Annotated in this window: 29 protein-coding genes; 19 read left to right on the top strand and 10 right to left on the bottom strand. The window is 65.4% G+C overall.

What is annotated here, in order from left to right; all coding sequences use genetic code 11:
• The first annotated feature begins 51 nt into the window (after positions 1–51).
• Complete coding sequence (locus tag EHF32_RS11350) at positions 52–1,698, top strand: molybdopterin-dependent oxidoreductase (protein WP_137418282.1); 1,647 nt, start codon at positions 52–54, stop codon at positions 1,696–1,698.
• Positions 1,699–1,841: 143 nt separating this feature from the next.
• On the opposite strand, the gene EHF32_RS11345 is transcribed toward EHF32_RS11350, so the two are convergent.
• Positions 1,842–2,147, bottom strand: a complete 306-nt coding sequence (locus EHF32_RS11345; RefSeq protein ID WP_137418281.1) for a heavy-metal-associated domain-containing protein — start codon at positions 2,145–2,147, stop codon at positions 1,842–1,844.
• A 120-nt stretch (positions 2,148–2,267) separates the two neighbouring features.
• Here EHF32_RS11345 and EHF32_RS11340 point away from each other — a divergent pair, with 120 nt between their 5' ends.
• Both EHF32_RS11340 and EHF32_RS15925 read left to right on the top strand, forming a co-directional pair.
• Entirely contained in the window at positions 2,268–2,900 is a 633-nt protein-coding gene (locus tag EHF32_RS11340) for a hypothetical protein (protein ID WP_137418280.1), read from the top strand.
• A gap of 45 nt (positions 2,901–2,945) precedes the next feature.
• Complete coding sequence (locus EHF32_RS15925; RefSeq protein ID WP_192900640.1) at positions 2,946–3,083, top strand: hypothetical protein; 138 nt, start codon at positions 2,946–2,948, stop codon at positions 3,081–3,083.
• Positions 3,084–3,170: 87 nt separating this feature from the next.
• Here EHF32_RS15925 and EHF32_RS11335 read toward each other — a convergent pair whose 3' ends face one another.
• A complete protein-coding gene (locus tag EHF32_RS11335) occupies positions 3,171–4,193 on the bottom strand; it encodes an aldo/keto reductase (protein ID WP_137418279.1) in 1,023 nt (340 codons plus the stop codon).
• Between the two features lie 94 nt (positions 4,194–4,287).
• On the opposite strand from EHF32_RS11335, the gene EHF32_RS11330 reads away from it, so the two are divergent.
• Positions 4,288–4,863, top strand: coding sequence for a TetR/AcrR family transcriptional regulator (locus EHF32_RS11330; RefSeq protein WP_137418278.1), 576 nt, complete (start codon positions 4,288–4,290; stop codon positions 4,861–4,863).
• A 19-nt stretch (positions 4,864–4,882) separates the two neighbouring features.
• Here EHF32_RS11330 and EHF32_RS11325 read toward each other — a convergent pair whose 3' ends face one another.
• Together EHF32_RS11325 and EHF32_RS11320 are read right to left on the bottom strand one after the other, a co-directional pair.
• The gene (locus EHF32_RS11325) at positions 4,883–5,527 is read right to left on the bottom strand and encodes a hypothetical protein (RefSeq protein ID WP_137418277.1); all 645 of its coding nucleotides are present in this window, start codon (positions 5,525–5,527) and stop codon (positions 4,883–4,885) included.
• 373 nt (positions 5,528–5,900) lie between these two features.
• A complete protein-coding gene (locus EHF32_RS11320; RefSeq protein ID WP_137418276.1) occupies positions 5,901–7,073 on the bottom strand; it encodes a Fic family protein in 1,173 nt (390 codons plus the stop codon).
• Between the two features lie 271 nt (positions 7,074–7,344).
• Here EHF32_RS11320 and EHF32_RS11315 point away from each other — a divergent pair, with 271 nt between their 5' ends.
• Complete coding sequence (locus tag EHF32_RS11315; protein ID WP_137418275.1) at positions 7,345–8,478, top strand: DNA-methyltransferase; 1,134 nt, start codon at positions 7,345–7,347, stop codon at positions 8,476–8,478.
• Here EHF32_RS11315 and EHF32_RS11310 read toward each other — a convergent pair.
• The 4 genes from EHF32_RS11310 to EHF32_RS11295 all read right to left on the bottom strand — a co-directional run bounded on the left by EHF32_RS11310 (position 8,468) and on the right by EHF32_RS11295 (position 12,247).
• Positions 8,468–9,856 carry a 5-methylcytosine restriction system specificity protein McrC gene (locus tag EHF32_RS11310; protein WP_137418274.1) on the bottom strand — a complete coding sequence of 463 codons (1,389 nt, stop codon included), beginning with the start codon at positions 9,854–9,856 and terminating at the stop codon, positions 8,468–8,470. The two genes, EHF32_RS11315 and EHF32_RS11310, sit on opposite strands and share 11 nt — an antisense overlap.
• Complete coding sequence (locus EHF32_RS11305) at positions 9,856–10,806, bottom strand: McrB family protein (RefSeq protein WP_137418273.1); 951 nt, start codon at positions 10,804–10,806, stop codon at positions 9,856–9,858. The genes EHF32_RS11310 and EHF32_RS11305 overlap by 1 nt, the downstream gene beginning before the upstream one ends.
• Entirely contained in the window at positions 10,799–11,452 is a 654-nt protein-coding gene (locus EHF32_RS11300) for a hypothetical protein (RefSeq protein ID WP_137418272.1), read from the bottom strand. Before EHF32_RS11300 ends, EHF32_RS11305 begins: the two co-directional genes overlap by 8 nt.
• A gap of 243 nt (positions 11,453–11,695) precedes the next feature.
• On the bottom strand, positions 11,696–12,247 hold the full coding sequence (locus EHF32_RS11295; protein WP_137418271.1) for a hypothetical protein: 552 nt from the start codon (positions 12,245–12,247) through the stop codon (positions 11,696–11,698).
• 154 nt (positions 12,248–12,401) lie between these two features.
• Between EHF32_RS11295 and EHF32_RS11290 the strand changes: the two genes are divergently transcribed.
• The 8 genes from EHF32_RS11290 to EHF32_RS11255 all read left to right on the top strand — a co-directional run bounded on the left by EHF32_RS11290 (position 12,402) and on the right by EHF32_RS11255 (position 18,250).
• Complete coding sequence (locus EHF32_RS11290) at positions 12,402–12,800, top strand: hypothetical protein (RefSeq protein ID WP_058623021.1); 399 nt, start codon at positions 12,402–12,404, stop codon at positions 12,798–12,800.
• Positions 12,801–12,811: 11 nt separating this feature from the next.
• Positions 12,812–14,218, top strand: a complete 1,407-nt coding sequence (locus EHF32_RS11285; RefSeq protein WP_161594101.1) for an FtsK/SpoIIIE domain-containing protein — start codon at positions 12,812–12,814, stop codon at positions 14,216–14,218.
• Positions 14,215–14,643 (top strand): hypothetical protein, encoded by a 429-nt coding sequence (locus tag EHF32_RS11280; RefSeq protein ID WP_137418269.1) that lies wholly within the window; start codon positions 14,215–14,217, stop codon positions 14,641–14,643. Before EHF32_RS11285 ends, EHF32_RS11280 begins: the two co-directional genes overlap by 4 nt.
• Positions 14,630–15,997 (top strand): replication initiator, encoded by a 1,368-nt coding sequence (locus EHF32_RS11275; RefSeq protein ID WP_137418268.1) that lies wholly within the window; start codon positions 14,630–14,632, stop codon positions 15,995–15,997. Before EHF32_RS11280 ends, EHF32_RS11275 begins: the two co-directional genes overlap by 14 nt.
• Positions 15,994–16,236, top strand: a complete 243-nt coding sequence (locus EHF32_RS11270) for a helix-turn-helix transcriptional regulator (protein WP_137418267.1) — start codon at positions 15,994–15,996, stop codon at positions 16,234–16,236. Before EHF32_RS11275 ends, EHF32_RS11270 begins: the two co-directional genes overlap by 4 nt.
• A complete protein-coding gene (locus EHF32_RS11265) occupies positions 16,226–17,374 on the top strand; it encodes a tyrosine-type recombinase/integrase (protein ID WP_137418266.1) in 1,149 nt (382 codons plus the stop codon). The genes EHF32_RS11270 and EHF32_RS11265 overlap by 11 nt, the downstream gene beginning before the upstream one ends.
• Entirely contained in the window at positions 17,371–17,979 is a 609-nt protein-coding gene (locus EHF32_RS11260; protein ID WP_137418265.1) for a hypothetical protein, read from the top strand. Before EHF32_RS11265 ends, EHF32_RS11260 begins: the two co-directional genes overlap by 4 nt.
• Before the next feature lie 85 nt (positions 17,980–18,064).
• Positions 18,065–18,250, top strand: coding sequence for a hypothetical protein (locus EHF32_RS11255; RefSeq protein ID WP_137418264.1), 186 nt, complete (start codon positions 18,065–18,067; stop codon positions 18,248–18,250).
• Between the two features lie 356 nt (positions 18,251–18,606).
• Here EHF32_RS11255 and EHF32_RS11250 read toward each other — a convergent pair whose 3' ends face one another.
• Positions 18,607–19,461, bottom strand: coding sequence for a DUF4062 domain-containing protein (locus EHF32_RS11250; protein WP_137418263.1), 855 nt, complete (start codon positions 19,459–19,461; stop codon positions 18,607–18,609).
• 305 nt (positions 19,462–19,766) lie between these two features.
• On the opposite strand from EHF32_RS11250, the gene EHF32_RS11245 reads away from it, so the two are divergent.
• Both EHF32_RS11245 and EHF32_RS11240 read left to right on the top strand, forming a co-directional pair.
• Positions 19,767–20,840 (top strand): replication initiator, encoded by a 1,074-nt coding sequence (locus tag EHF32_RS11245; RefSeq protein WP_137418262.1) that lies wholly within the window; start codon positions 19,767–19,769, stop codon positions 20,838–20,840.
• A gap of 419 nt (positions 20,841–21,259) precedes the next feature.
• Positions 21,260–21,964: a DUF3800 domain-containing protein gene (locus EHF32_RS11240; protein WP_137418261.1), complete on the top strand. Its 705-nt coding sequence runs from the start codon at positions 21,260–21,262 to the stop codon at positions 21,962–21,964.
• A 137-nt stretch (positions 21,965–22,101) separates the two neighbouring features.
• Here EHF32_RS11240 and EHF32_RS11235 read toward each other — a convergent pair whose 3' ends face one another.
• The gene (locus tag EHF32_RS11235) at positions 22,102–22,656 is read right to left on the bottom strand and encodes a hypothetical protein (RefSeq protein ID WP_137418260.1); all 555 of its coding nucleotides are present in this window, start codon (positions 22,654–22,656) and stop codon (positions 22,102–22,104) included.
• 59 nt (positions 22,657–22,715) lie between these two features.
• Here EHF32_RS11235 and EHF32_RS11230 point away from each other — a divergent pair, with 59 nt between their 5' ends.
• From EHF32_RS11230 to EHF32_RS11215, 4 genes are read left to right on the top strand one after another with little or no spacing between them, the layout of a single operon-like run.
• The gene (locus tag EHF32_RS11230) at positions 22,716–23,141 is read left to right on the top strand and encodes a hypothetical protein (RefSeq protein ID WP_137418259.1); all 426 of its coding nucleotides are present in this window, start codon (positions 22,716–22,718) and stop codon (positions 23,139–23,141) included.
• A complete protein-coding gene (locus EHF32_RS11225) occupies positions 23,138–23,578 on the top strand; it encodes a hypothetical protein (protein ID WP_137418258.1) in 441 nt (146 codons plus the stop codon). The genes EHF32_RS11230 and EHF32_RS11225 overlap by 4 nt, the downstream gene beginning before the upstream one ends.
• Positions 23,579–23,621: 43 nt before the next feature.
• Positions 23,622–24,398: an FtsK/SpoIIIE domain-containing protein gene (locus EHF32_RS11220; RefSeq protein WP_238343690.1), complete on the top strand. Its 777-nt coding sequence runs from the start codon at positions 23,622–23,624 to the stop codon at positions 24,396–24,398.
• Positions 24,395–25,363 (top strand): tyrosine-type recombinase/integrase, encoded by a 969-nt coding sequence (locus tag EHF32_RS11215; protein ID WP_161594099.1) that lies wholly within the window; start codon positions 24,395–24,397, stop codon positions 25,361–25,363. The genes EHF32_RS11220 and EHF32_RS11215 overlap by 4 nt, the downstream gene beginning before the upstream one ends.
• Positions 25,364–25,432: the final 69 nt, after the last annotated feature.

Genomic DNA, 25,432 nt, shown 5'->3' with positions numbered 1-25,432 from the left:
ACACTGACGACACTCCGGCGTGACCGCCGGACCGGCGAGCGGAGACCGACCATGACACGACTGCGGATACGCACGACGTGGGGTTGGGCTTCGCTCGCCGGCGTCGTTGCGGCGGCGGCTTTCCTCGCAGTCAGCGAGGCGGTCGCCGCCCTCGTCTCCCGGGGAACCAGCCCCCTGATCGCGGTCGGGTCGTTCGTCATCGACATCGTGCCGCGACCTCTCAAGGAGTTCGCGATCTCGACGTTCGGCACCGCCGACAAGCCGGTGCTGCTGGCCTCGCTCGCGGTGGCCGTCGTGATCGCCGCGGCCGTCATCGGCATCGTCGAGACCGTCCGCCCTCTCTGGGGCATCGTGCTCTTCGCGATCGCCGCCGCCCTCGCGACCGCGGCGGTGGTCACACGTGCGGATGCAGGGGCTCTCGCCGGAGTCGCCTGCGTCGCGGGCGGTGCGGTCGGCATCGCGATGCTCCTGCTGCTCACCCGGCGTCTGCGCCGCTGGAAGCTCGCCGCCGCTGCGGCGCCCGCGGCCACAAGCCCTGTTGAAGGGGCCCGTGATGGGGCCTCCGTGGGCTCGGTGCCGCGTCCCCCGTCCCCCGAACGACGCCCGAAGCCCGCGCCGTCCGACGTGCAGATGGACCGCCGCGGGTTCTTCATCCTGACCGGCATCGTCGCCGCATCCGCTGTCGTGGTGGGCCTCGGCGCCCGCGCGCTCAACGCGACGACCGCATCCATCCGGCAGATCCGCGATGCGCTCCGGCTGCCCTCACCCAAGACCACGGTTCCCGTCCCTCAGGGCGCGGAGCTCGACATCGACGGGATCTCCCCCCTCTTCACCCCCAACGCGGACTTCTACCGCGTCGACACCGCGCTGACCGTTCCCTCGGTCGACCCGAACACGTGGCGCCTCGTCATCGACGGCATGGTCGACAAGCGCGTCGAGCTGAGCTTCGACGATCTGATCGCCCTCGGTCTCGACGAGTACGTGATCACGCTCACGTGCGTCTCGAACGAGGTCGGCGGCGACCTGGTCGGTAACGCGCGGTGGCTGGGCGTTCCGGTGCGCACCGTGCTGGCTGCGGCCGGCGTGCAGTCCGGCGCCGACATGGTGCTCTCGCGCAGCGTCGACGGCTTCACCGCATCCACTCCGATCGAATCGCTCACGGATCCGGGCGTCGACGCCATCTTCGCGGTCGCCATGAACGGCGAGCCGCTCCCGCTCGAGCACGGCTTCCCCGTCCGGATGGTGGTTCCCGGCCTCTACGGGTACGTGTCGGCGACGAAGTGGGTGGAGGAGTTGAAGGTCACGACCTTCGCCGCCGACACCGCCTACTGGACGCCCCGCGGTTACAGCGAACGCGCACCCATCAAGTTCTCGTCCCGCGTCGACACCCCGAAGATCGGTAAGCCGGTCGCAGCGGGAAAGGTGCCGATCGCCGGCATGGCGTGGGCGCAGGGCGTTGGCATCTCGGCGGTCGAAGTGAGCATCGACAACGGCGAATGGCAGCGCGCCACCCTCTCCTCGCCCGTCAACAAGGACACCTGGGTGCAGTGGGTGCTCGAGTGGGACGCGACACCCGGCTCGCACTACATCGCGGTGCGTGCGATCAACGCCGCGGGCGAACTGCAGATCGAGGAGCCCGCACCGATCGCCCCCGACGGCTCGTCCGGCTGGCAGCGCACACTCGTGACGGTGAGCTGACCCGGCGCGCTTCCTCCCTCCCGCGAGCGTGCGAGTACCCCTCATCCCGCGAGACTGCATTTCGAGCACGAGATCACGGGTATTACCCCTGATCTCGTGCGAAAGAAGCAGTCTCGCGGAGAGCGGGCGGTGCGGCGAGCGGCTCAGGCCAGCGAGTAGCCGGCCTCGTCGATCGCGGCGGCGATCGCCTGCGCGTCGACGGGGGATGCGGAGCGGAAGGTGACGCGGGAGGCGCCGCCGACCTGCAGGTCGACGGACACATCGCTCACGCCGTCGATCGCGGTGAGTTCCTGGGTGACGGCCTTCACGCAGTGCGCGCACGTCATGCCGGCGACGAGGATCTCCTGGGCGTCGGCGGCTGCAGGCTCGGATGCGTGGTGGTCGCCATGGCCGCCGCAGGCGCAGGCTGCCTTGGGCTCGGTGCGGCCGAACTCGATGCGCTGGATCATGTGTGCTCCGTTCCGAGACCAGCATACCCCCAGGGGGTATGACGTAGCGAGCGTCTTCGGACACCTTACGGCGATGTGGATAACCCTCGGGTCGCCCGGAGCCGTCTGTAAGCTCCCTCCGTGCCGACCTCCCGCCCGCTCACCCGACTCCTGGCCGCCTTCGCACTCGGATGCGGCGCCGCGCTGCTCGCATCGTGCGCCGCCGCCGCTCCGGCCCCCGCCGAGGGCGACCCCGATTCCAGTGCGGCGCCGGTGAGCGAGGAGCCCTCCTCGGCGCAGGGCGCGAATGGGGAGGGCTCGAGCGGGGGCTCGTTCACGGTCGACGCCGTGCTGTCACGCTTCCCCTCGTGCGAGGCGATCGGCGCTGTCGTGTCGGCTCAGATCGCGGGCCTCGAGCTATCCGACGAGACCATCGAGGACGGCTCGATCGCCTGCAGCTGGATATCTCCCATCGGGGCGGATGCAGTGACCTTCGGCGTGAACGTCGATCCGAACAACGGCGCGGTCGACGTACCCACTCCCGACACCATCGAGCTGGCCGGGCTCGAGTACGTCCCGGATGCGGGGCTCGAGGCCGCGGGTGGCATCGCAGATGTCGAGCGCACGACCGGCGACCTGCGAGGTGTCACCACCATCACCAACGTGCCCGGTGTGTACGTGTCGATCGCGCAGTTGAAGCTGGGCGTCGACGCCGACTTCGGTGGCACCGCGGCCGTCGCCGCCGCGAAGCAGCTGCTCGGCATCGACGGCTGACGTCGCGACGACCCTCGCCGCCGGAGGCGGTTCTACGCTCGAGAGGTGACCTCTCGACAACCCCCGTGGGTGTGCCCCACCTGCGGTGATGCGCTGCGTTTCGAGATCCTGGACGACGAGGCGTTCCTTGTCGCGTGGTCGTGCCTGAACTGCGGGCTCGTCCGCGTCACCGAGCCCGCCTGAGCCGCCCTACCCGTCAACCGAGCGCGTGCGGTGCCCGGTCGTTGAGCGAGCGCAGCGAGACGAAACGCCCCAGCCGCCGGCATCCGCTCAACCCGCCATGCGCTCCGACACGGGTCGCCGACGCAGCGCGGCGTCGCCCACCTCCGGTCCGCGGTAGACCATGTCCATCTCGCCGACGCTCTCGCCGGGGGCGACGATGGCGTCGATGCGGTCGAGCACCTCGTCCGACAGGGCGACCTCCGCGCCGGCGAGTGTGGATTCCAGCTGCTCCATCGTCCGCGGTCCGATGATCGCCGAGGTCACTCCCGGGTGGGCGAGAGTGAACGCCATCGCCAGGTGCGAGAGGGGGAGGCCGACCTCGTCCGCCAGCGCGACGAGTTGCTCGATCGTGGCGAGCCGGCGCTCGTCGCGGAAGTGCTGCATGCCGGTGCCGGCGCGGAAGTTGTCGTTGCTCTGGCCTGCCCGGTACTTACCGGACAGCGCGCCACCGGCGAGCGGGCTGTAGACGAGCGTGCCCATTCCGTAGCGCTGCGCGACGGGGAGGATCTCGCGCTCGATCTCCCTGTCGAGGATCGAGTAGTTCGGCTGTTCCGTGCGGAAGCGCTCGAAGCCGCGGCGCTCGGAGACCCACTGCGCCTCGACGATCTCGGAGCCGCGCATCGATGAGGTTCCGATCGCGCGGACCTTGCCCTGGCGCACCAGATCCGTCAGTGCGGAGAGGGTTTCCTCGATGTCCGTGTCGGGGTCGGGGCGGTGGAGCTGGTAGAGGTCGATGTAGTCGGTGCCGAGGTTGCGGAGTGAGCGCTCGACCGCATCCATGATCCAGCGGCGGGACGCGCCCCGATGGTTGATGTCGTCGTCGACCGGTCCGTAGAACTTGGTGGCGAGGACGACCTGGTCTCGGCGACCGCGGAGCGCTTCGCCGACCACCTCTTCGGAGTCGCCGTAGCGATCCGCTGTGTCGACGAAGTTGATGCCGGCGTCGAGGGCGCGGTGGATGATCCGGATGCCCTCCTGTCGGTCCGGGTTGCCGTACGAGCCGAGCATCATGGCGCCGAGGGCGTAGGGGGTCACCTTGATGCCGGTGCGGCCGAGGGTGCGGTACTGCATGGGATCCTCCGCTAGTGTGTGAAATACGGAACGACGTTCCGCTCTCGCTCACAATACGGAACGCTGTTCCGTTTGGCAAGGAGGTCCCAGCGACGTGCCCACGGACTCCGCTGCCCCTGCGCCCCGTCGCCCCCGTGCGGATGCGGCACATAACTCGGCCGCGCTCCTTAAGGCGGCCCGTGTCGTCTTCGCACGCGCGGGCGTCGATGCTCCCGCGCGTGAGATCGCTGCGGAGGCCGGCGTCGGGGTCGGAACGCTCTACCGCCACTTCCCGAACCGCGCCGAACTCGTCGCCGCCGTGTTCACGACGGAGATCGACGCCACGGCCGCCGTTGCCACTGAACTGTTGAACGAGCTCCCGCCCGGCGAGGCCCTCGACCGGTGGGTGGAGCGGTTCACCCGGTTCGTGGCCACGAAGCAGGGCCTCTCAGCGGCGCTGATCTCCGGAGATCCCGCGTTCGAGTCTTTGCCGGCCCACCTCATCGCGAAGCTGGGCCCGGCCATCCGGATGCTCCTGGATGCGGCGGTGGATGCGGGTGAGGTGCGCTCAGGCGTCGACCCGATTCAGCTGCTGCAGGCGATCGGCGACCTCAGTCACCGTGCGCCGTCGGCCGACGGTTCTCCGAACGCGATGGTCCGCCTCCTCCTCGACGGGCTGCGGCTGCATTAGTCGAGTCATCAGTGGCGCATCACTGTGCCGTCTGAGCAGAGAGCGTGCGCGCATGCGCGATGGCTTGTATGAGGACGGGGTGATCCTGACTGATGTCGAATCGCTCGCAGAACGTGCCCACGAGGGCCATGCCCTTATCGAGGTCCCCGACAGCGATCTGCAGGAGTCCGCGGGTGAGATCCGTCTGGACATAGTTGTGCGGTCCGAATCTCCGGAAGGTCATGGTGGCTCGGGCGTTCATGACATCGAGCAGGTCTGCAACAGCGACCACGCGGGAGAAGTCTTGAGAAGCCTTCGACCAGACGTCTCGAGCCACTGCGTCGACGTGTCGCCCGGAGTCGGTAGCGACGATGGAGCCCCACCGCGGGACACCGCCCGCGTCATCGATCGGGTCGATGGTGACATCGAAGTCGGCGCTCTTGGCGGTCCTCTTCCACGAGGGGCGGCCGCCGCGGACCTTCGGTACGAAGTCGACGCCGAACCCCCACCTCGCTGAGTACTGCGCACCCTTGATCGTCTGGAACTCGAGGATTCGCCTGATCTCGTTTCGTGGCTCGCTCACCCAGCGCCGGTCGGACGTACGCTCGAATCCGTTTGGCACTGCCCTGTGAAGGGCATCCAAGATCGATGGTGGCAACCCGTAGGCCAAGACGTTTCTGCTCACGGTGGCCAAAGCTACTGCGGCCGTGTGCCATCGCGCGCGATCTTGACCGCCGAACACATTGGAGATGCGTCGTGTGAGCCGGGTGCGTTTCGGCTCGGGGGGCGAACGGGGCAAAAGCCAGTCTCACCAGACAAAAGCAAAACCCCCGCCATGTAGAAGCTAGGCGAGGGTTTCTGGGACCGTTGTAACGACGGTCCGTGTGGCTCCGACGGGCGTCGATCCCGTGACCTCACGATTTTCAGTTGTATGCGGCAGGTCTGTGGGTGCTCACGAGTGCTCGTTTGCCGCGTGATTGTGCGGAAGTCGTGCTCGTTGGTGACGGCAGGTATCGGGTGGTTTCAGCCGGGTTCCCGGCCCGTGACCGGCCCGGTGGCTACTCGTTGGTGTAGCTCATCGGCATGTCGATGACCTCGAAGATCGCGGGTGAGTACCAGCGCTCGCGACCTCCTCGCCCGTGGGTGCCGAGCGACCGAAGCCAGCCACGTGTCTCGGCGTTCTTGATCAGGTTCCGGGCTCCTTGGTTCGTTAGCTCGAGCTCGTCCTGTACGGACTTCACGGTCACGAAGGGGTTGCGCACGATGATGTCTACGAGCCGGGGCAGACTCGATCGCTCTTTGATCGCCTCTGAGTGGTAGCTCTCGCGGATGGAGATGAGGTGCCTGGAGCGGGTGACGGCATCGTCTGCTTGGGCGCGGACAGCGTCGAGAAAGAATACGAGCCAGCCTTCGATGTCGGCACTTTCGCGCACGGCCTGCAGTCGCTCGTAGTACTCGTCGCGGTGGGTCTCGAAGTAGTTCGAGAGATATAGCAAGGGCAGTGGTAGGCGCTGGCGTTCCATGAGCAGGAGGTTGATGAGCAGTCGCCCGATTCGCCCGTTACCGTCAAGGAACGGGTGGATCGTCTCGAACTGGTAGTGCATCAGTGCTGCCTGGATGAGCGCGGGGAGGGTGCGACCGTCGTCGTTGACGAATCGCTCCCAGTCTGCGAGGAGGTCGCCGAGGTGTTGGGGCAGTGGTGGGACGAATGTCGCGGTGTCCGGTGTAGCTCCTGCGCGGCCCACCCACACCGGGGATCGCCGGAACTCGCCGGGGGACTTTTCCTCGCCTCGCACTCCTGTCAGGAGTGTTTCGTGCACCTGAAGGATGAGACGCTGTGTGATTGGAAGTGTCGCTGCTAGTTCGTACGCCTGGCGGGTTGCCTGAAGGTAGCGCTGTACCTCGGCGGTGTCGTCGTTGCGCGCGTCGGCATCAACCTCAGCTTGGAAGACATCTGAGAGCGATGCCTGAGTTCCTTCGATGCGAGAGCTGGCCAGGGCTTCGCGGCGAAGGTACGGGCCGATGAGGAGGCTGGGGTCGGTGATCAGCATGCCGAGCCCCTGCAGGTGGCCGAGCGCGGCGTCCGCCTCGGATAGCGACGTCACCACTGTGCTTGGCAGATCGAGTTGACGAGGAATGTGCTTGGGGAGGTAATAGACGAACGAGTCCTTCTTGCCGGGTTCGCGCGTTGCGTTACCGAACGCGGAATCTACAAATCGAGTTGCATCCACAGGTCCAAACTACAACAGAAGAGCGACTTTTGTTGGAGCGTGGAGGAGTATGAACAACGACAGTTGGAGCGTGCGACCGACGCGCCAACCAGGCCCCGCACCAGTTGGAGCGTCAGCCTTGCGGGCCGTCTCGATGCGGCCTCTCCGGTCTTTCGCGCTGCCTAACGGACGCGACAGGGGGCAGCATCAACTGGCTCGGCGAGGCTGTAGGCGAACGTCGGCGACCTTCCTTAAGGTTGGACTGACTACGCACACGGCAAGATTGAGGACTATGGGCGCCACATCCACAAACCCCCAGCCCGCTGAGGAGGGCGAAGGGCGCCGCCCGAACCTCGGCACGGCCTCAATCACCTCGCTCGACAGCTGGGAGGCGAAGCTCGCTCCCGCTACGATGCAGGTGGTCAGAGGAGACGCGAGAGAGACAAACCTCGCAGACCACTCTGTGGACCTGATCGTGACCTCGCCGCCGTACTGGCAGAAGCGCGACTACGGTCACGACGATCAGATCGGCCTGGAAGCCACGCCTGACGGCTATATCGCGGCAATCATGGAATGTCTCGCCGAGTGGAAGCGAGTGCTGCGTCCCTCCGGTTCCATATTCCTCAATGTTGGGGATACTTATTACCGCAGATCTCTCGTCGGTGTGCCGGCCGGCATCGAGTACAACGCCATCAAGCAGGGGTGGCGTATTCGTAACCGCATCATCTGGGCGAAGACGGCTGGAATGCCTGACCCGGTGAAGAACCGACTCGTCAATCGACACGAGTACATCATTCACCTCACCACGCGCGACTCGTACTACTACGACCTTCAGGGGTATTCGGAGGAGTACGGCAACGGGGCTAACCCCGGGGACGTCTGGACAATAAACCCAGAACGAAACATGGGCTCGCATCTCGCTCCCTACCCCCAAGAGATCGTGCGTCGCGCTATTACGCTTGGCGCGCCGCCGCAGTACTGCTCCCAGTGTGGCCAACCCCGTCGTCGCGTGACAGAGCGCACTGACCAGCTCGATCCAACTCGCCCGCAGGCAAGGCGGGCGATGGAACTCGCCAAATTACATGGGCTCACGCCGGAACACATCCGGGCCATTCAGGCAACAGGAGTGTCCGACGCGGGCAAGGCGCTCAGGGTTCAGAACGGCACCGGTCGGAACTCGTCCGAAGTTCAGCGACTCGCCGCCGAGGCCAAGCAAGCGCTCGGTGGGTATTTCCGCGAGTTCACATTCGCCAAGAAGGTGACGACTGGGTGGACCGACTGCGGTCACAATTCACCTGCTCGTGGTGTTGTCCTCGACCCGTTCATGGGCACCGGCACGACGCTCAAGACGGCGGTCAGTATGGGATACGACGCCATCGGCGTTGACCTCGTGCCGCTCATGAATGAGCACGACGTCAAGTTGTAGAGTTCGTTATCCCGGCGAGTCGCGCCACTACACTCGCAAGGTTTTCTAGCGCCGTGTCGATGCCGGCATCTTGAGATAGGTCAAGCCGATAGTCGTAAACATCAACCGTGCGGACGCGGCCGACGTAAACGAGACCTTTGGAGCCTTTGATCCACGGGTGGATTAGCAAGGTAAAAGTCAGGTCGTAGCGTAGAGCGTACGTAACTGCTTGCTCCACCTCGCCTCGCTCAGGTAGGACGTCCTTCGCTTGCGCGTCCTTACCGTGGACAGTGTTCTTGACTTCAGCGATGAGTGGGAAGTTGCCGGCTGCATCGCGCAGTACGATATCCGGCTGTGCGGCGCCTGCATCAATGCGTGCGAGCGCGTCGAGCGGCTTGCCGAACAGATTCGGCCCTGGGTCGGGGGCATCGTAGAGCTCGACCTTGCCCTCCTTATTGCCATCGAGCACTTCGACGGCCCAGCCTTGAGAGGAGAAACGCCGAGCGAGACTCACACGCACGAAGTTCTCAAAGAGCTTGTTCGTGTCGATGAGCAGTGATCCCATCCGCACGTCGTCGCCTCCAATCTCGAGTGCGATCCCCCGCCCGCGTACCACGAGCAGCGCAAGATCCAGCGCCGGTCGATAATATGCGCGCGGGTCCGGGAGCGGCACATCACCTCGTACCTCGGGATCTTCTAGGAATCGAAGGTCGACGTCCTCGCCCACCTCGTCGAACGCGGCGAGCTGTCCGGCTAGGCGCTTGACCTTCGCTCGATCGCCCTTTCGCGGCTGGTCGCGTTCCTTCAGGAGATGTGCCAGCACGAGTTCCATTGCGGTCTTGAGGCAGCGATTTGCCGGAACGTCGACGGAGCGTTCGTGCCAGGAGAATGCGGCCTTATTCGGGATGCCACGAGCAGCGAAACGTTGAACCGTGCGCGCTACCTCAATCCGCCCGTGCGGGTAGTGTCCTTCGCCTTCGAGTCGGCGGTAGACGCGCATCATTCCTGAGTCGAGGATGGTGTCAACATGATCTAGAAGAGTGTCCGCGTAGATGTCCATCGTCCAGTCGTCAGCATTTCCGCGGCCGGCGTACTCACGAAACGCACGGAGGGGCAGAACGCTGTGCCCCGTTTCGATGACCATGCGTGTCAGGTTGGCGAGGGGAACGCGAGGGCGAACGCGCAGCACGACATGTTGGTTGAGCGGGATAACGCCCACGTACGATGTCGCCTGCAACTGCAGCTTTCCGCCCCGGAAGCTGGCGCGCAGTACGTCTCGACCATCGATCTCGGAGTTCAGGACGATTGTGTGTCGATCGCTGACCCAGAGTGAGCTGTCGACGTCGACATGCTCATACTCTTCGCACTCGACGACGAGGACATCGCGGTCAGTGGGCATCAGTTGCCTGCGAGTGCGCTCGCACCATCGCCGTCATCAGTTGCGTCGTCGAATATCCGCTTCCATGCCGCCTCGACTTCGGTTCCAGTGTTGCGGTCACGACGGAACGCCCGATCCACGACGTATTGGAGTTGATAGTCCCACAGGTCGGCCAGCGAAGACTCGTCCGTGATCCCGGCGAAGTAAGCGTGCCCGACGGCTGCCGCTGGATTTGTCTTCGAGAGCCCGTTCACCTTGCCGAACCAACCGGCGACGCGATGTTGCACCGCGTCCTCGAGCCCGCTGTCGCCAAGGATCGAAAGCAACTGAAGACGATCCGGTTCCATTGAGACCTTTGCGAACCGTCTTTCAAACGCCGCATCAACTTCGTCGACGCCACGATCGAACGGATTCATCGTCGCGAGGATGACCAAATTGGACGGCACTTTGATCTCGCGCCCGTTCGCGATGAGGAAGGGGAGCTCCCGCTTGCTTCGCTCAACGTACGTAAGCGCTTCGCCGAAAACTCTGCCGACGTCGGCCCGAGATAGCTCATCGATCACCAGCACGTAGGTGTGTTCCGGGTCTCGTGTGGCGGCGTCTACAAGCTTGAGGAACGGGCCAGTCTTCTCCTCGAAGCCCGACTTTGTCGGGCTGTAGCCCACCATGAAGTCTTCATACTGATAGCTCGCATGGAATTGGACGAAGCTGTATCGACTCTTGTCCCCGGCGAGCATCGCCGCGGCCGCGGCCGCAAAGAAGGACTTGGAGGTGCCGGGCGGGCCGGTCAGAATAACGCCCCCATAGATGCCTGCGAGTCGCACGATTTCGCGGACGCGCGGATGCTCGTCGGTCACCACCGGCGCATCGGGCGCCGACGATGCGTGTCCAGCTTCAGCTTTTGCATGGACTCCGATTCCTAGGTCGTCAGCTTCAAGCAGTCGAACGTTGGGAACGAGGGAATCAAACATCCGTCTCCTCCTCCGCGTTCAACTCGACCGTCGACTGAGGGTACTTCTCAAACCAGGCGAAGTCATCGTCCGGGCCTTGGCTGGTGAACAGCCGCTGGAAGTCATCCTCCGCCTCGCTCGGAAAGTCGAACTTGACGCGGAACCCGGCTACAAGATCCTCGGGAGTCGGCGTCCCAGTGAGAACGAAGCCGTCGTTACGCAGGAAGTATGCGCCGAGGGCGAGCGCCGAGACTGGTTCCCCGAACAGCATCTGATTGAACGCCAGCTCGGTGTGATCGTTCGGCATCGCGTACTCCCCGTCTTCGGTCCCGAGCCAGGCACCGCTCTGTTGACGATGGATCGAACCCGGTGACCAACTACCCGCGATGTTCGGCGCTCGCCAGAAGGTGTGAAGCAGCCCATCGGCCCGCTGGCCACGGCTGATTAGGGGGAAGTAGTAGGGCTTGCGGGGGTTGCCGGGCATCCGGATGAGAGACAGCAGCTCATCAGACGTGGCCGATGCATCGGAGAGCGTGCCTGATCGCGCCTTTGCGCGGAGGTAGAGGTAGACCACGAAAGTGGGGTGCAGCTTGCGAAGCCCGAGCGTCTCGATTCCCCAGCGCACGGCATCCGTCGTCAGTACGTGGGTTGCTGTCAGATCGGGCACACGATCAGACTACTGAAGCGCAGTTGATGGCCATTGAAGTGCCGCCCACGACACGACACGACACGACGCATCGCTGAACGCAACGATCCAGGAATGACGCGTCGAAGTGCCCTCGCGGAGCTGGTGCTGGACCGTGAGGAGCGCCCGGACCGCAGCGGAGCGAGGACCGGACGCACCGCAGACGGGCCAACAGCAGCTCCGATGCCGGCCGTCAGGCCGGCCTTGAACGAGTAAAGAAAGTTCTCACAGCTCGTCGTCGCCGAGGTCTTGTAGGGCGCGGCTCGCGGCACGAGCCTTGTCGGCCGCCGGCAGCCATGGGTGAAAGCCACGCTCAGACTCGGCGGCCGCCATCGCTCGGTCGAGCGCGTCGGAGATACCGCGGAGATCCTCGAAGCCGAGGGCGCGGATGCCCGAACGGATCGCGTCGAGGTTGGGTTCCTCAGAGAGCAATGCCTCGATCGCCTCGACGGTCTTCGGCGTGTACCGCTTCGCGAATGACTGTGTGATCGCTCCCTGCATTGCAGCGAGTTCGCCGATCGGCGGCTTCGGCTGGTGGAACTTGTGCGTGTAGGCGTTGAAGACGCTGCGATAGTCCCGTGTGGCGCGATCGGCGGCTTCGGCTGCCCACGACATCTGCAGGAACGCTTCGTCGTGGTTCTGCGGGGTCTCGCCGCTGATCTTCTGAGTGTCCATTGCCTCGACCCCGGCGGCGGCTCGCTCCTTGAGTCGCTGGAGGACGTTGCGAACCGGGTCGGGAACAACGCCCCACGTCGGCAGCGCCGGTAGTTCGCTCATGGTGACCCCTCCACGGCTCCGAGCTTACTCGTGTGCCGTTTTTCTGCGCGTAGAGACACCAGAAGCACAAAGTGAGAAAAAGGTTGACTGCATGAGCGGGAAGTGTGATGCTGTTCCTGTGAGCAAAAAGTTCACCAGTTGAGAGGAACGAGTAATGGCAATCCAGTCAGCAATCCCGGTCAGCTTCGACGCGTTCTTCCCACGCGGTGCGTTCGTCGTTGGTGAGGTCGAGCCGATCGTCAAGTGGTCGGACGACGGCGAGCGGCAGGGGCAGGACCTCGACAAGAACTCCGGCCACCCGCTCTGGCAGGTCCGTGTGATCGACGCCGACCCCGACGCCAAGAAGGGTCAGGGCGAGGTCACCGTCAAGATCGCGAGCATCTCCGAGCCGCAGCTGCCGCCTGAGCTGAACGGTCTGCCGTTCCGCCCCGCTGTCTTCGAGGGGCTCACCGTGACGCCGTACGTCAAGGAGGGGCAGGGGCGTCCGCGTGTCGCCTACTCGCTCCGCGCCCGCGAGATGAAGCCGGCACCGAAGCCGCGGGGTGCCGAGTAATGCGGATCACCGTGCCGCGCGAACTGCATAGCTGGGGCGACGAGTTCGGCATCCTCCTGCGTCGCTGGTGGTGGGTCGCGGCGATCGTCGTAGTCATCTCATGGCTGCCGCCGGTGCCGGCCGTGCAGGTTGCGTTCAACGTCGGATGCCTGGCGCTTGTCCTCCTGCTCGGACTTTGGCTGACGGTGACGGCGCTCCGGATGCCGCGCCGTCCCGAGGACAAGTGGAGGCGCGATGTCTCGCGCAACATCCTCGCGAGTTGGCCCGGCGTCTCGATGCGCGTTGGCCTCGGCGTCCCCAGCTATGGCACGCGCGGCATGGTGGTTCCCGCAATCAGCACCCCCGTGTGGGAGGGCTGGACTTGTGCGGTCGGCGTCGCCCTTCCGCAAGGACTCGGCCGTGAGCACCTGCAGGCTCAGGCGGATCTTCTCGCGCAGGCCTTCGGTGCGCGCCGCGCGACGGTCCACGGCGAGCACATCGGCGCCATGGTGCTGCGGCTGGGGTTCGTGGATGCGCTCGAGTTCGCGTTCTCTCTCGACCTGCCGGCGACATGGGATGGCAGGACGGTCCCGATGGGTCGAGACACAACGGGCGCACTGTGGTCGCTTCGCCTCGGCCCGCACACCCTTGTGGCCGGCGCGTCTGGCAGTGGTAAGGCGTCGCTGGTTTGGGGTCTGCTCCTGGGACTCGCCGAACCCATCCACAGCGGCCTCGTCGAGGTCTGGGGCATTGACCGCAAGGGCGGCATGGAACTCGCTCTCGGGCGCTCGCTGCTGACGAGATTTGCCGCCGACGCTGAGCGCTCGGTGATTCTGCTCGAGGATGCCGTCGCCGCGATGCAGCAGCGAGCGAAGGATCTCGCGGGCAAGACCCGACAGCATGTCGCGACCCTCGACATCCCGACGATCGTCGTGCTGATCGACGAGCTCGCGGCGCTCACCGCCTACGAGACCGATCGAGATCTGCTCCGCCGGGCAAACTCGGCGCTCGCGACTCTCGCCTCACAGGGCCGCGCTGTCGGCTTCATCGTGTTCGCCTGTCTCCAGGATCCGCGCAAGGAGACGTTGCCGGCGCGCGGCCTCTTCACTCAGACGGTCGGGCTCCGACTGCGCGACCGCATGGAGACCGCGATGGTCCTCGGCGACGGAGCCGTGGCGGCAGGTGCACGCTGTCACGAGATCTCGCCGACCACTCCCGGCGTCGCCTATGTCCTGCCCGAAGATGGCCGCCCTCCCGAGCGTGTCCGCGCCGGACTGATCACCGACGACATGATCCGCGACGTCTCGTCACGGTATGCCGCACCGCGGCAGGTGCCTGTCGTCATCCCCGAACCACCCGCCTCCGAAGAGCGTCAGCCGCGCTCACCCCGTGCGCCGCGAACCCCGCGACGCACCTCACGAAAGGAAACCGCATCATGAACAGCATCCGTGGTCTCGCATCGGCCGCCATCGGTGGCCTCGTCGCGGCGCTCGTCCTGTCGGGCTGTGCGGCGCCGACTGGGAGCCCGTCACCCACCCCAAGCCGCCAGACGACCGGGACACGCCCCGCTGACGTTCTTGCGCCCTGCAACCTGGGGGAGAAGTGGGACCGCGCCGCCATCCTCGAGGTCGCACGATACGACGCGCCCGCCGTCGATGACAGTCTGCTCGACGACTACGGGCCGACCATCGCGAACAACTCCTGCTCGGATGCAGCGATCATCAAGTGGCAGGAGCTGCGCCGCGAGACCGGCGAGAGCGATGAGATCTGCCGCATCGCCTGGTACGACGACCCGTTCATGGGCCTGACCTACCCGATCGGCTGCGCGGTGCCCGTGATGGTGGTGACCGATGCGTCTCGATGAGTCCGTCGCGCGGCGGCTCCGCAGCGAGGAGTACGACCGTTGGATGCACAACGTCGCCTCGACGGGCTACTGCCTCAACCCGGTGCGTCTCGTCGGATCCTCGACGACGCTCCACGAGGCATCCGGCGAGATCCTCTCGGAGTACTCGTCGACGAGCGAACCTGACGGCGTCACCTTCACTCGGTGCGGCAATCGACGGGCCACACGCTGCGAGTCCTGCAGTCACGAGTACAAGGGCGACACCTGGCACATGATCATGGCCGGCGCTGCGGGTGGGATGAAGGAGGTGCCAGAGGAGGTCGCCGAGCACCCGATGGTCTTCCTCACGCTCACAGCCCCGTCGTTCGGAGCCGTTCACACGACCGCCGTCGACCGTCGCACCGGCGTCTGCGAACACGGCAAGCCGAGAGGATGCCGCTGCCACCATGACGACGACGATCCGCAGCGGGGCGATGCGGTGTGCGCCGAGTGCTACGACTACGTCGGTCACGTCGTCTGGCAGTACCACGCGCCCGAGTTGTGGCGTCGGTTCACGATCCGGCTGCGCCGCGAGCTGGCTCGATCGCTCGGCATGACGCAGCGCGCAGCGGCCCGCGTCGTACGGCTGCAGTTCGCGAAGGTCGCCGAGTTCCAGCGTCGGGGAGTCGTCCACTTCCACGCCATCATCCGGCTCGACGGCATCCATTCCGAGCTCCCTTTCCCGGCGCCGTCGGCCGCAGTGACGACCGATCACTTGGTGACCGCGATCCAGTCCGCTGTGAGGAAGACGAGCGTCGCTGCGGCTCCACTTCCTGGCGACGCCAGGACTCGCACGCTCACCTGGGGCAAGCAGTTCGACGTGCGGCCGATCGTGCGTCGCGAGGGTCTTGACGGTGCACTGTCCGACCGCGCTGTGGCCGCCTACATCGCGAAGTACGCCACCAAAGCGACCGAAGACCTTGAACCAACGGGCGCCGGCCGTGATCACATCAAGCGCATCAAGTCGACCGTTCGCGAGCTGGCGGCTGTCGTCGATCCCGACGGACCGTACGAGCAGCTGCATCGCTGGGACGGGATGCTCGGCTTCCGAGGTCACTTCTCGACGAAGTCGCGGCGTTACTCCGTGACGCTCGGATCGCTCCGTGGCGCACGACGGACCTGGCGCCTCAAGCACCTGCTCGCAAAGACGAAGCCGACCGAGGCGACCAGCCCCGACGAGGTACTCGTTATTGGCTCATGGGCGTATGCGGGCATGGGCTGGCTCACCGACGGCGACAAAGCACTCGCGAGAGAAGCCGCGGATGCCGCCCGCCAGTGGCGCCGCGATCGCGCACGAGATCGCAACACCCCACCCACCGAAAGGAGCACGACATGACCACTCACACGCTCGTTGACGAACCCGAGACATACGTCGCCAATCACGCCGAGCAGAACGATTACCTGACGCGCCGCGAGGCGGCCTCGCTCTGCCGCGTGCCGCTGTCGACGTTCGACTCGCTGCGGCGTCAGAACCGGTTTCCGTTCCCCGACGCGCACATGGGTAAGCACATGCTGTGGCGGGCGTCGACCGTCGCAGCGTTCCTCGAGGCAGGCGGTACTCGCGGTGTCCGCTGAACGAGCCGAGCGGATCGATCCGAAGACGCGGCGCCCGCTGCCCGAGGGTATCCGTTTCCGGAAGGATCGCGGCAAGTACCAGGTGCGCGTCTGGGCGATCGGGTTGAACGGCGAGCAGCGCGAGAGATCGACCTACGTTGAGACGCTCGCAGAGGCGAAGAAGCTCCGCGCTGAGACCCTCACTCGCCGCTACCCCGACGGCGACATGACGCTGACTCAGTGGCACTCGCGGCACTGGTCGGTTATCGAGGGCAGCGTGCGTGCGTCCACGGCGCGGGCATATGAGCGTGGGTGGCGGCTGCGCGTGAAGCCGTGGCTCGGACACATGAAGCTCGAGAAGCTCACTGCGGGAGTCATCGAGGAGGCGATCGCCGGGTGGGAGGGGAGTACCTCCACGCGGATCGATGCCCTCTCGGTGCTGAGTCGTCTGCTCGATGGCGCCGTGCGTGCGCACCTGGTGCCGCTGAACCAGGCGCGTCTCGCCAGACGTCCGAAGTCAGAGTCGGCAACCAGCTTGCGATCTCGCGCGCTCACTGCTGCGGAGGTGCCGACGTTGCTGGCAGCGATCGATGACGCGCACTACAGGCGCTACATCGCCGCTCTTGTCTACACCGGTATGCGCGCCAACGAGGCGACGGCATTGCGCATGGAAGACGTCGATCTTGCGCATCGGACGATCCACGTGAGCCGCGCATTCAGCATCGGCGCGGATGGGCGCGGGGTCGAGCTGACGCCGAAGAGCCACAAGGAGCGCGACGTGCCGATCCCTACGCCGCTCGTTGCGCCGCTGACCGAGGCCATGGCTGGCAAGCATCGCGGCGACCTCGTGTTCACGGGTCCTCGCGGCGGGCGGATCAACGCTTCGAACGTGCGCCGCGCGATCGACTGGAAGACCCTCCGTGCGAAGCTGCACCGCGACGACCTCCGGCTCCACGACCTGCGCCACACGCTCGCCACGATGCTGTTCGATGCCGGCGCCTCGGCCAACGACGTCCAGGCCGTGCTCGGGCACTCGAGCATGCAGATGACCGAGCGATATAGCCGCGCTCGGTCCGACGTCGCCAAGCGGGCGGCCGCCGCAATCGACTCGCTGTTCGGCTCAGGCCTCGGTCGAGCTGAGAGAGGCGGCGACTTATGATCATCCGGAACGAAGACGGCACCATGACGCTTGGCGCTGACCGGCTGCCAGGCAGCGTATGGGGCTCCAACCTGCGAGCGATCCTGCCGACGTCCAGGTGGGTAGCGCTAAGTCGTATGACTGCAGAGCGCGCCGGTCGAGTGTGCGAGGTGTGTGATCAGCCGTCGTTCTACGGCGAGGGCACGCGGAACCCGGACTGTCACGAGATCTGGGCTTTCGAAGTAGCGGCGTCTCTGGCCGTGCAACGGCTCGCGGGAGTGATCGCGCTGTGCGGCGCCTGCCACGAAACGCAGCACTCGGGGCTCGCAGAGCTCAATGACCGGTGGGAGTCCGTCATCGCGACCCTGTGCCGAGTGAACGGGTGGGACCGACCGGACGCCGAGGCAGACATCGAGCGTTCTCGGGAACGCTACCGCGAGCTGTCGAGCACCGAGTGGGATCTCGACCTGACGTTGCTTAGCGGATGGGTGACTCTCGACGGGTATCCCGAGCTCGTTATCCGGTCCGACGACCGCGCGACCCTGGGGAACACGCTCGACAAGACCAAGCGGAAGCTCTCGCTCATCGTTGGAGCCGAGGTCCCCGATGCAATTTGGAGGTGGTGATGTGAGCGGGTCAGAGTCGCAGTTCGCGACCGCAATGGATGTAGTCCGCGCCGCAGCGAGGGGCGGCATCTCGCGCGAAGAACTGGTGAGCACGCTTCGCTCATGGACATACGAGCCGCAGTACAGGACGACCGGCCTCGCGGATGACTGGGAGACGCGGCCGAACAGCTTCGACGCCGTCGAGTACGCCCTCATTGTCGGCTTGATTGACGAGGACGACTACGAACTCATCTCCCGGTTGTCAGACGAAGACGGCGAGCAGGGTTGCTGATCTCATGGCGCCAGGGTGTACCCGCGCGGATCTACCAATGTTCTTCGGTGGGCGTGACGCTATCCTGCCCGGTTATGAAAAATCTTGAGCAGGACCGCGTAGTGGTGCTTGGTGGAGTCGAGTATCACCTCGTTTTCGCGTCCGAGGTCAGTGACGCCCGGCGCACGGAGTTGAATCTGCCCGTGCGCGGCACCCGCTGTTCGTGCGAGAAGTGCGCGTGCGAGAGCGACGCGGATGCTGGGTCTGCCGCGCATCCCCTGTGTGGCTGTTGCCTCGCCGACTGCCCTGATGTTCACCCTGAGCTCACCGCGGGTTGAGGAGCACTACGCGATGAGGGCCTCGGCTATCGCCGCACCTCAGCCAACGTGGAAGTCCTTTTCTCTCGTCTCCCCGTGTTCGACCCAGCTGACGGTTACCACTGGATCGCTTTCCCCGCCGAACAGTTCCATCGCAAATCGACGAGACTGGCCGCGGTGAATGACCGTGGGCTTACCTCCCGCCATCAGCATGACGCCGGAGTCTTCGCCTACTGGTCGAATAACGACTTGCTCGGCGTCGACATCGCCTCTGTTCTCGATTTCCAGCCAGCGCCGGGTCCGATACCGCGGCTTGCCTTTCGAATCGTAACTGTTCAACTCGCGCTCGCTGCCCGGCTGAACGAGGAGATCGACACCTGTCCGGACTCGCTGTTGTGGAGAGTTCTCCAGGCGCAGTTGAGTGAGATCGTGCTCGATAGCCTTCCAAACCTCATGATTCAGCTGATCCACGTTGCTGAACTCACCCAGTAGGCCTCGTTCCTGCATCGCCTGCCTGAACGTGCGGAGAGCGTCGAGCTGCGCTGTGTCGATGTCGCTGGGGAGGGGAGCGGTAGAGAAGTAGAGGTGGACCGGCTTGCCCATTTCAACCGCTCGATCGATCTCCTCCGCAGTTCCTGAGACTGCATCGGGCGTCGGTGACCCGAGGCGGCCACCAAAGAGCGCGAAGACAATGTCCGAGTCGTCCACGCCTTGGCCGTTGATGAGCTTCTGGGGGTGGCCTCCGAGCAGCGGAACCGACGATGTCTCCCACCGCCACGGAAGGAGAATCACCTGCTTCGTGCGGGCGTTCGCGTCGTTCCAGCTGTGGATTGCTCTTTCGACCGCGTCGCGCGCCTCGGGGACATCGGATGGCGATGCGATCATCACACGCAGGACAGATGCAGGAAACGACATGACAGAACAGTAGCTAGCGCCACCTACAGAGAATGCGACGCGACCGGCCCCAGACCGGCCCAACCCAGCGGCTGTCGCTCGTGCGTGTTGCGTGTCTCGTTGCGTGGCGCTCGCTCTACGCTGGCCGGCCATAGGCAAGGGGAGTGGTTCGGAATCCGCCTGTCACCAGGCAAAAGCAAAACCCCCGCCATGTAGAAGCTAGGCGAGGGTTTCTGGGACCGTTGTAACGACGGTCCTTGTGGCTCCGACGGGCGTCGATCCCGTGACCTCACGATTTTCAGGCGAACTGCCGGTGCGGCGCCGTCATGGCGGAACGCACCCCCGAAGACAACGCGGCGCGCGCGAGCGTGCTGGAACGCGGCTGCTCGGCGCCGATCAAGACAGCCTCGGGCATCTGGATGCGGTGCGGCTCGCGGATCAAGAGCCGCTGCGCGTCGTGCGCGGAGCTGTATCGGAATGACTGGGCGGCGATCGCGCGCTCGGGTGTGTTCGATGGTCCGGTCGAGAACTTCCGGTTCTATCTGCTGACGCTGACGGCGCCGACGTTCGGGCGGGTGCATCGGGTGCCGCGCGACGGCGGCAAGCCGCCTGTGCGGTGTGGGTGTGGTGCGGTGCATACTGCGCGGGATGCTGGGTTGCGTGGTGTGCCGCTCGATCCTGCTTCGTACGACTATGCGGGTCAGGTCGCGTGGAACCGTGACTCGGGTGTGCTGTGGGACCGCACGCGGCGGGCGCTACGCGACCGGTGGGAGTCGGTCGAGTTCTTCATCGTGCGGGAGTGGCAGGACCGGGGCGTGCTGCACGTCCACGCGATCATCCGTATCGCCAGTGCTGAGGCGCCGACTGCGGCGACGTTGCGGGACCGTGCGAGGGCCGCGACTGCGGTGTCGAAGATCGACGGGACGGTCATCGAGTGGGGGCCGCAGGCGCAGTGCGATGCGTTCCGGGCGGACGGTGACGGCGCCAAGACGATCTGGTACCTCTCCAAAGCGCTGAACTACGTCCTCAAGGATGTCGCGACCGGGGCGGATGAGGTGCCGGTCGCGGTGTGGCGACACCAGGTCGCCCTGGGCGATGCCGCTCGTCGGATGCGCTGCGCGCCTGATTGCGCTCCGCAGGACTGCGCGAGCCTCGTGCACCGCCGCTACGGGTCACGCGCGCAGGTGGTTAGCGCGTCACGTCGCACAAAGACACGTCCGGGCTGGTCGTTTACGGGGCTGACCCGGACCGCGCAGCGGGCAGGCCGTCGCGCCTGGTGGGAATCCCGACAGCAGACACCGGACGAGCCGCTGCCGGTGCCGGCTGCGCCCGCGGCGGTCGAGAAGGTCGCGGTGCGAGCGCGCCGCGAGGTCATGGCGCGCGGACCGTCCGCGCCCTGAACGAACGGAGACACGATGGACTTCCTGGGAGCATCCCACGACGAGGCCGCAGCCATGCGACCCGATTGGGACATTCACGAAGGCGACGCCTTCGGACACCCGCGAGGCTGCTGGGTGTGGTCGCGGGGCTGAGTGACAGCGCCCCCGAAGCGGTCGAGTTCTTCCGCCGCGAGTGCCCTCAGTACTCGGCAGTCTCACTCGTCGCGGTGCGATCCCGCGCCGTACCGACGTGGTCTGAGTACGTGCGTTCGTGAGGGGGCGGGGTCAGGCGCAACCCGACGCCGCACGGCGTGGGCGCGCCTGCCCCCGGCGCCGCGCGGGTCACGGGATCAGGCCACGGCGGAACGCCGACCGAGGGCAACCGAAGCGCGTAGCGCGCAGGGCGGCAGCCCCCTGACTGTGGCCGATAGAGTTCGAACGTGGCGCGAAACCTTGACCGACTCATCTATGTGGATGATTCGGGACGTACTCAAGACGGGCTCATCGTGTACGGGTGGATCGAGTTTCATCCGGACCACTGGCACGCCGTGTTACGGGCGTGGCTCGACTTGCGGAAGAAGCTGTGGCGCGAGATGGGAATCCCAGTTACCCAAGAGCTTCATTCGACGGACTACATCAACGGCCGCGACCGCATATCTAAGAAGATTCCGACTAGATATGACCACGGTGGACAGATCTACTGGCGTGACCTGGGGCGGGATGTGGCTCTGGCCTGCTTGGACACCCTGCGCTGTGCTGAGGGTCTCCGCGTTGGAGCCGTATACCGCCGGGACCCGACGGCTGGGACTGCTGATCTCAAGTACGCAGTGTACGAACGCTTCATCATGGATCTCGAGGAGCAGATGTCTGGCTCTGAGTCCCTGGCGATGATATTCATGGATGGGAACGGCGCGGATCCGATCTATAGGCGCGCCCATCGCACGCTTAGGTTGTCGGATCGCGGTGTGTTGGAAGACGCGCTTCTGCTCGAATCCGCCTCGTCCCAGCTCGTCCAGATGGCAGATCTAGTCGCGTGGTGCGCCTACACCGCTGTTGACCGGTACGAGAAGGCTGAGTACGCCTGGAATTGGTACGGAGATTTCCTGGCGGAGCGCGATCGGGCACGCGCACCGCGTGAAGTCTAGCCAAGAAACAGCTAGACCCCCTTGATCCACGTGTGCGGAGGGGGTCTGCTTGACACATGTTACGCGACGGTGCCGCTCGCTGCAAGCGTGTCCTTAGTGGGCCTTGATCTTGTAAAGAGGATCTCGGGAAAGGCGTCCTAAGGGTTGGTCGTGCCCGGGCCGATCTCGAGCGAGATGGGTCCGCCCGTCAGTGTAAGACGACGGTTCTCGAGCAGGCTCGCGGTGTCGCGGTCGAGCGGTTCGACGTCGAACATCACACGCCCATTGCTGCGCTGTCCAGGCCCGCTGATGCGGTAGGCCCCGACAACGAAGCCGGCTAGCGTTGCAATGAGCGGATGACCTACTTGCGCCTCGGGATCGCGGCAAGGCCACCAGCCCGCCAGCGCAAGACGGCGATGCTCGGCGTCGCGCTTCGGGTCGCTCGGATCGTAGAGACCGGCCGTAAAGCCTTTGTAGGCGCGCGAATGATCATCCGCGTTCGCCTTGGCAAGCACCCGCACGACGTAGGCGCGCGGATAGGGACGGGGAATCACCGCGCGATTGGCGAGTGCTATGACTTCGGCTTCGACGTAGAGCTTCTGCCGGCCGATGGGGATGGGCTCGGTCAGCAACTCTGCTTGCCACAACTGGTCGATGGCCCGCAGTGAGACATTGAGGACCGCGCACGCTTCGCTCGCGGTGATCAGCGTCATGCGGCAGATTCTACGCGAGTCCGACAGGGTCATTCATAAGCACGTATATGAAATGAAACATGTGTGATACGCTCGCCGGCGCCGGCTTCTCGCTTGAGGGCCTCTATGAAACATGTGCACAAATATCAAAGGAGTCGATGATGGTTATGTTGAAAGTGGATAGCGAGTGGGCCGCGAGAAACATCCGTGCCCAGGGAATGGGGGGCGAGCCGCGCATCCGAACTGGAGACAACCAAGTGCCGAAGTTGGCGCCCAACGGCAAGCCGACGTATGCGTCCGGTGTTGTGGTTGCTCGGCCGGAAGGTGGGGTGGACCGCGGCGTGTCGATCGCGGTGACCGAACCCGCAGTGCTGCCCTTGGGTGTCGCGCTCTGCCCGGCCGGCGATATTTGGGTGACGCCCTACGAGTCCAACGGTCGGGTGGCCTTGTCCATCGTCTGCGACCGACTCGTCCCGCTGGCGCAGGTGAAGGGCCGCGAGGCGTGAGCGGCCTGCGCGCTCGGCTCGCTTTCGTCGGCATCGTCGCTGCGGTGGGTGTGCTGCTCCTCAGTAGCGGCCTTGCAGCGGATCGTGCTCTGCCGGCGGTGGCTGGTCTGCTGCTGCTCGGATCGGGGGTCGTCGGGCTCGCCCCGATTACGCCGCGTGGCGGACGTCAGCTCGCGCGGGTGGTCGGCCTCATGTGGGCAGTCCTCCAGCGTGTCGAGAACGGCGAGCCGGTTGCGCCGGAGAGCATCCAGCGCGCGCGTCGCCTCAACAATGGTGCCTTGCTGCTCGTGGTCCGGTATCCGGTAGGGGCGGCGCCGTTGTCGAAGCGCATGAGCTGGCTGCGAGGCGCTCTCGGCGTCGCCGCTGCCGAACCGTTCGAGGCGACCGAGGAGACCGCCCGTGTGGTGCAGATCGTCGTCGGGGGCGCCGGTGCTTGAGCACCTCCCGATTGGGCTGGCTTCGGATGCGAGGGGAGAGGCCGTGACCCTCGACCTCGTGTCCGAGGCCAGCCACATCCTCGTGCAGGGTCAGACTCGTTCGGGCAAGTCGGCGTTCGTCATGCGGCTGCTTGCCGCCGCGCTCGACTCATCGTCGGTCGTTGTCGCCGGTGCGGATCCGTCCGGAGTGCTGCTGAATCCGCTGCGCGACCACCTGCGGCCGGACTGGCGGTCGATCACGGGTGCGGACATCGGCGCGCACGTTGCCGCACTCGACGCGGTGGTGGCGGAGCTCGACCGTCGTCTCCGGCTCCTTCTCGAGCTCGAGCAGGACAAGATCGAAACCTTCACCCCGGATGTCCCATTGGTCCTCGTCGTGTTGGAGGAGTATCCGGGTCTGATCGCCGCGGCGGAAGACGACGATGCCGCATCCGGTCGGCGCGCGGGGCAGCGATTCGCGCCGGCGATTCGGCGCAACGTCTCACGCCTCGTGCGAGAGTCAGCGAAGGTCGGATTTCGCATCGTCACCATCGCCCAACGCGCCGATGCGGCCGTCCTCGGCGGGAACGAACGATCCAACTACGCCGTTCGTGTGACGCTCCGCGTAGACAATCAGGAGGCGGTGCGCATGCTGCACCCGTTCTGCCCCGCTCAGCTCGCGGACGCCGTGCACACGTTCCCCCAGGGGGTCGGGCTCTATCAGGGACCGGGACGTTCTGCGCAACGAGTGGACTTCCCGAGCTTCACGTACGCGTCGTACCTCGGCACCGTGCGCGGAGGGATGGGCCCTTCACGAGCCGGAGAGGTGATGACACGGTGATCACGGTCGGCGAGCTCAAAGAGCGCTACTGGCCGCTGATCTTGTCGAAGGTCAGCCCTGGGACCGGCCGCGCCTACAAGTCGGCATGGAACACGCGCGTCGGTCCGTCATTCGCGCACCGAGAGATCGCCTCGATCAGTCCACTCGATGTCGAAGCTGAGTTCGCCGTCTGGCCGGGCGCTCGCTCCACCCGAATCGATGCCTTGAGCCTGCTCTCGGCGATATGTCGAGTCGCTGTGAAAGGTGGCTTCATCGGTTCGAACCCGTGCCAGGGAGCTGAGATCCCTCGTGCCCGCGAATCTGACCCGTCTTCGCGTGCGCTGACGGTCGCGGAAGTCGACCGCCTCATCGAGGCCCTGCCGACGTCAGGGCCATACCGTCGCTTCGTCCTCGCGATGCTCTACACAGGCTGCCGTCTCGGGGAGATTGCCGGCCTCCGAGTCGGGGACGCGGATTTGGCGGCGCGCACTATCCACGTCGCTCGGACTGCCTCCCCCGGCCTGAACGGCGAGCTTGTCGTAGGACCGACGAAAGGCCGTCGTGTCCGGATGGTCCCGCTCGCCGAGCCCCTCGTGTCGATCATCATCGAGGCGGCGCAAGGCAAAGGGCCGCATGACTTGTTGTTCCCGGGGCCGCGTGGGGGCTACATCAACTCCAAGAACCTCAGCAGGGCGCTCGACTGGGCGAATGTGCGGGACACCGTGAAGTCGTTCCCGCCGGGCGAGGAACCTCTGCACTGGCACGACCTTCGCCACACGGCTGCCGTCGTCCTGTTCCTCGCAGGTGTCTCACCGCCCGATGTTCAGGCCATCCTCGGACATGCGTCGCTCGCTGTAACGCAGCTCTACTCGGACACGAGGCGGGACGCTGCGAAGCGTGGAACTGCGGCCCTCTCGAATTTTTGGGCTGGAAATCGCCGAGGTCAACATGACGGAGGTGAATCCGCCGCGATTACTGGCGCTTAGCAGAGCTCGTGAAGTGTCGACGTGGGGCCGCCGACCGTACAAACGGTAGCTGCATCCCTGCAAATCCGG

It is taken from the genome of Microbacterium sp. RG1, assembly GCF_005347485.1.
GTDB classification, from domain to species: domain Bacteria; phylum Actinomycetota; class Actinomycetes; order Actinomycetales; family Microbacteriaceae; genus Microbacterium; species Microbacterium binotii_A.
This window is presented reverse-complemented; position numbering and strand designations above follow the sequence as displayed.

Bases quoted from the DNA above. Each gene is read 5' to 3' on its own strand.
- EHF32_RS11345 (WP_137418281.1), bottom strand. From the start codon at position 2,147: ATGATCCAGCGCATCGAGTTCGGCCGCACCGAGCCCAAGGCAGCCTGC.
- EHF32_RS11280 (WP_137418269.1), top strand. From the start codon at position 14,215: ATGAACAGCATCCGTGGTCTCGCATCGGCCGCCATCGGTGGCCTCGTC.
- EHF32_RS11335 (WP_137418279.1), bottom strand. From the start codon at position 4,193: ATGCAGTACCGCACCCTCGGCCGCACCGGCATCAAGGTGACCCCCTAC.
- EHF32_RS11230 (WP_137418259.1), top strand. From the start codon at position 22,716: ATGTGTGATACGCTCGCCGGCGCCGGCTTCTCGCTTGAGGGCCTCTAT.
- EHF32_RS11310 (WP_137418274.1), bottom strand. From the start codon at position 9,856: ATGCCCACTGACCGCGATGTCCTCGTCGTCGAGTGCGAAGAGTATGAG.
- EHF32_RS11270 (WP_137418267.1), top strand. From the start codon at position 15,994: ATGACCACTCACACGCTCGTTGACGAACCCGAGACATACGTCGCCAAT.
- EHF32_RS11250 (WP_137418263.1), bottom strand. From the start codon at position 19,461: ATGTCGTTTCCTGCATCTGTCCTGCGTGTGATGATCGCATCGCCATCC.
- EHF32_RS11315 (WP_137418275.1), top strand. From the start codon at position 7,345: ATGGGCGCCACATCCACAAACCCCCAGCCCGCTGAGGAGGGCGAAGGG.
- EHF32_RS11235 (WP_137418260.1), bottom strand. From the start codon at position 22,656: ATGACGCTGATCACCGCGAGCGAAGCGTGCGCGGTCCTCAATGTCTCA.
- EHF32_RS11260 (WP_137418265.1), top strand. From the start codon at position 17,371: ATGATCATCCGGAACGAAGACGGCACCATGACGCTTGGCGCTGACCGG.
- EHF32_RS11350 (WP_137418282.1), top strand. From the start codon at position 52: ATGACACGACTGCGGATACGCACGACGTGGGGTTGGGCTTCGCTCGCC.
- EHF32_RS11305 (WP_137418273.1), bottom strand. From the start codon at position 10,806: ATGTTTGATTCCCTCGTTCCCAACGTTCGACTGCTTGAAGCTGACGAC.
- EHF32_RS11290 (WP_058623021.1), top strand. From the start codon at position 12,402: ATGGCAATCCAGTCAGCAATCCCGGTCAGCTTCGACGCGTTCTTCCCA.
- EHF32_RS11245 (WP_137418262.1), top strand. From the start codon at position 19,767: ATGGCGGAACGCACCCCCGAAGACAACGCGGCGCGCGCGAGCGTGCTG.
- EHF32_RS11295 (WP_137418271.1), bottom strand. From the start codon at position 12,247: ATGAGCGAACTACCGGCGCTGCCGACGTGGGGCGTTGTTCCCGACCCG.
- EHF32_RS11275 (WP_137418268.1), top strand. From the start codon at position 14,630: ATGCGTCTCGATGAGTCCGTCGCGCGGCGGCTCCGCAGCGAGGAGTAC.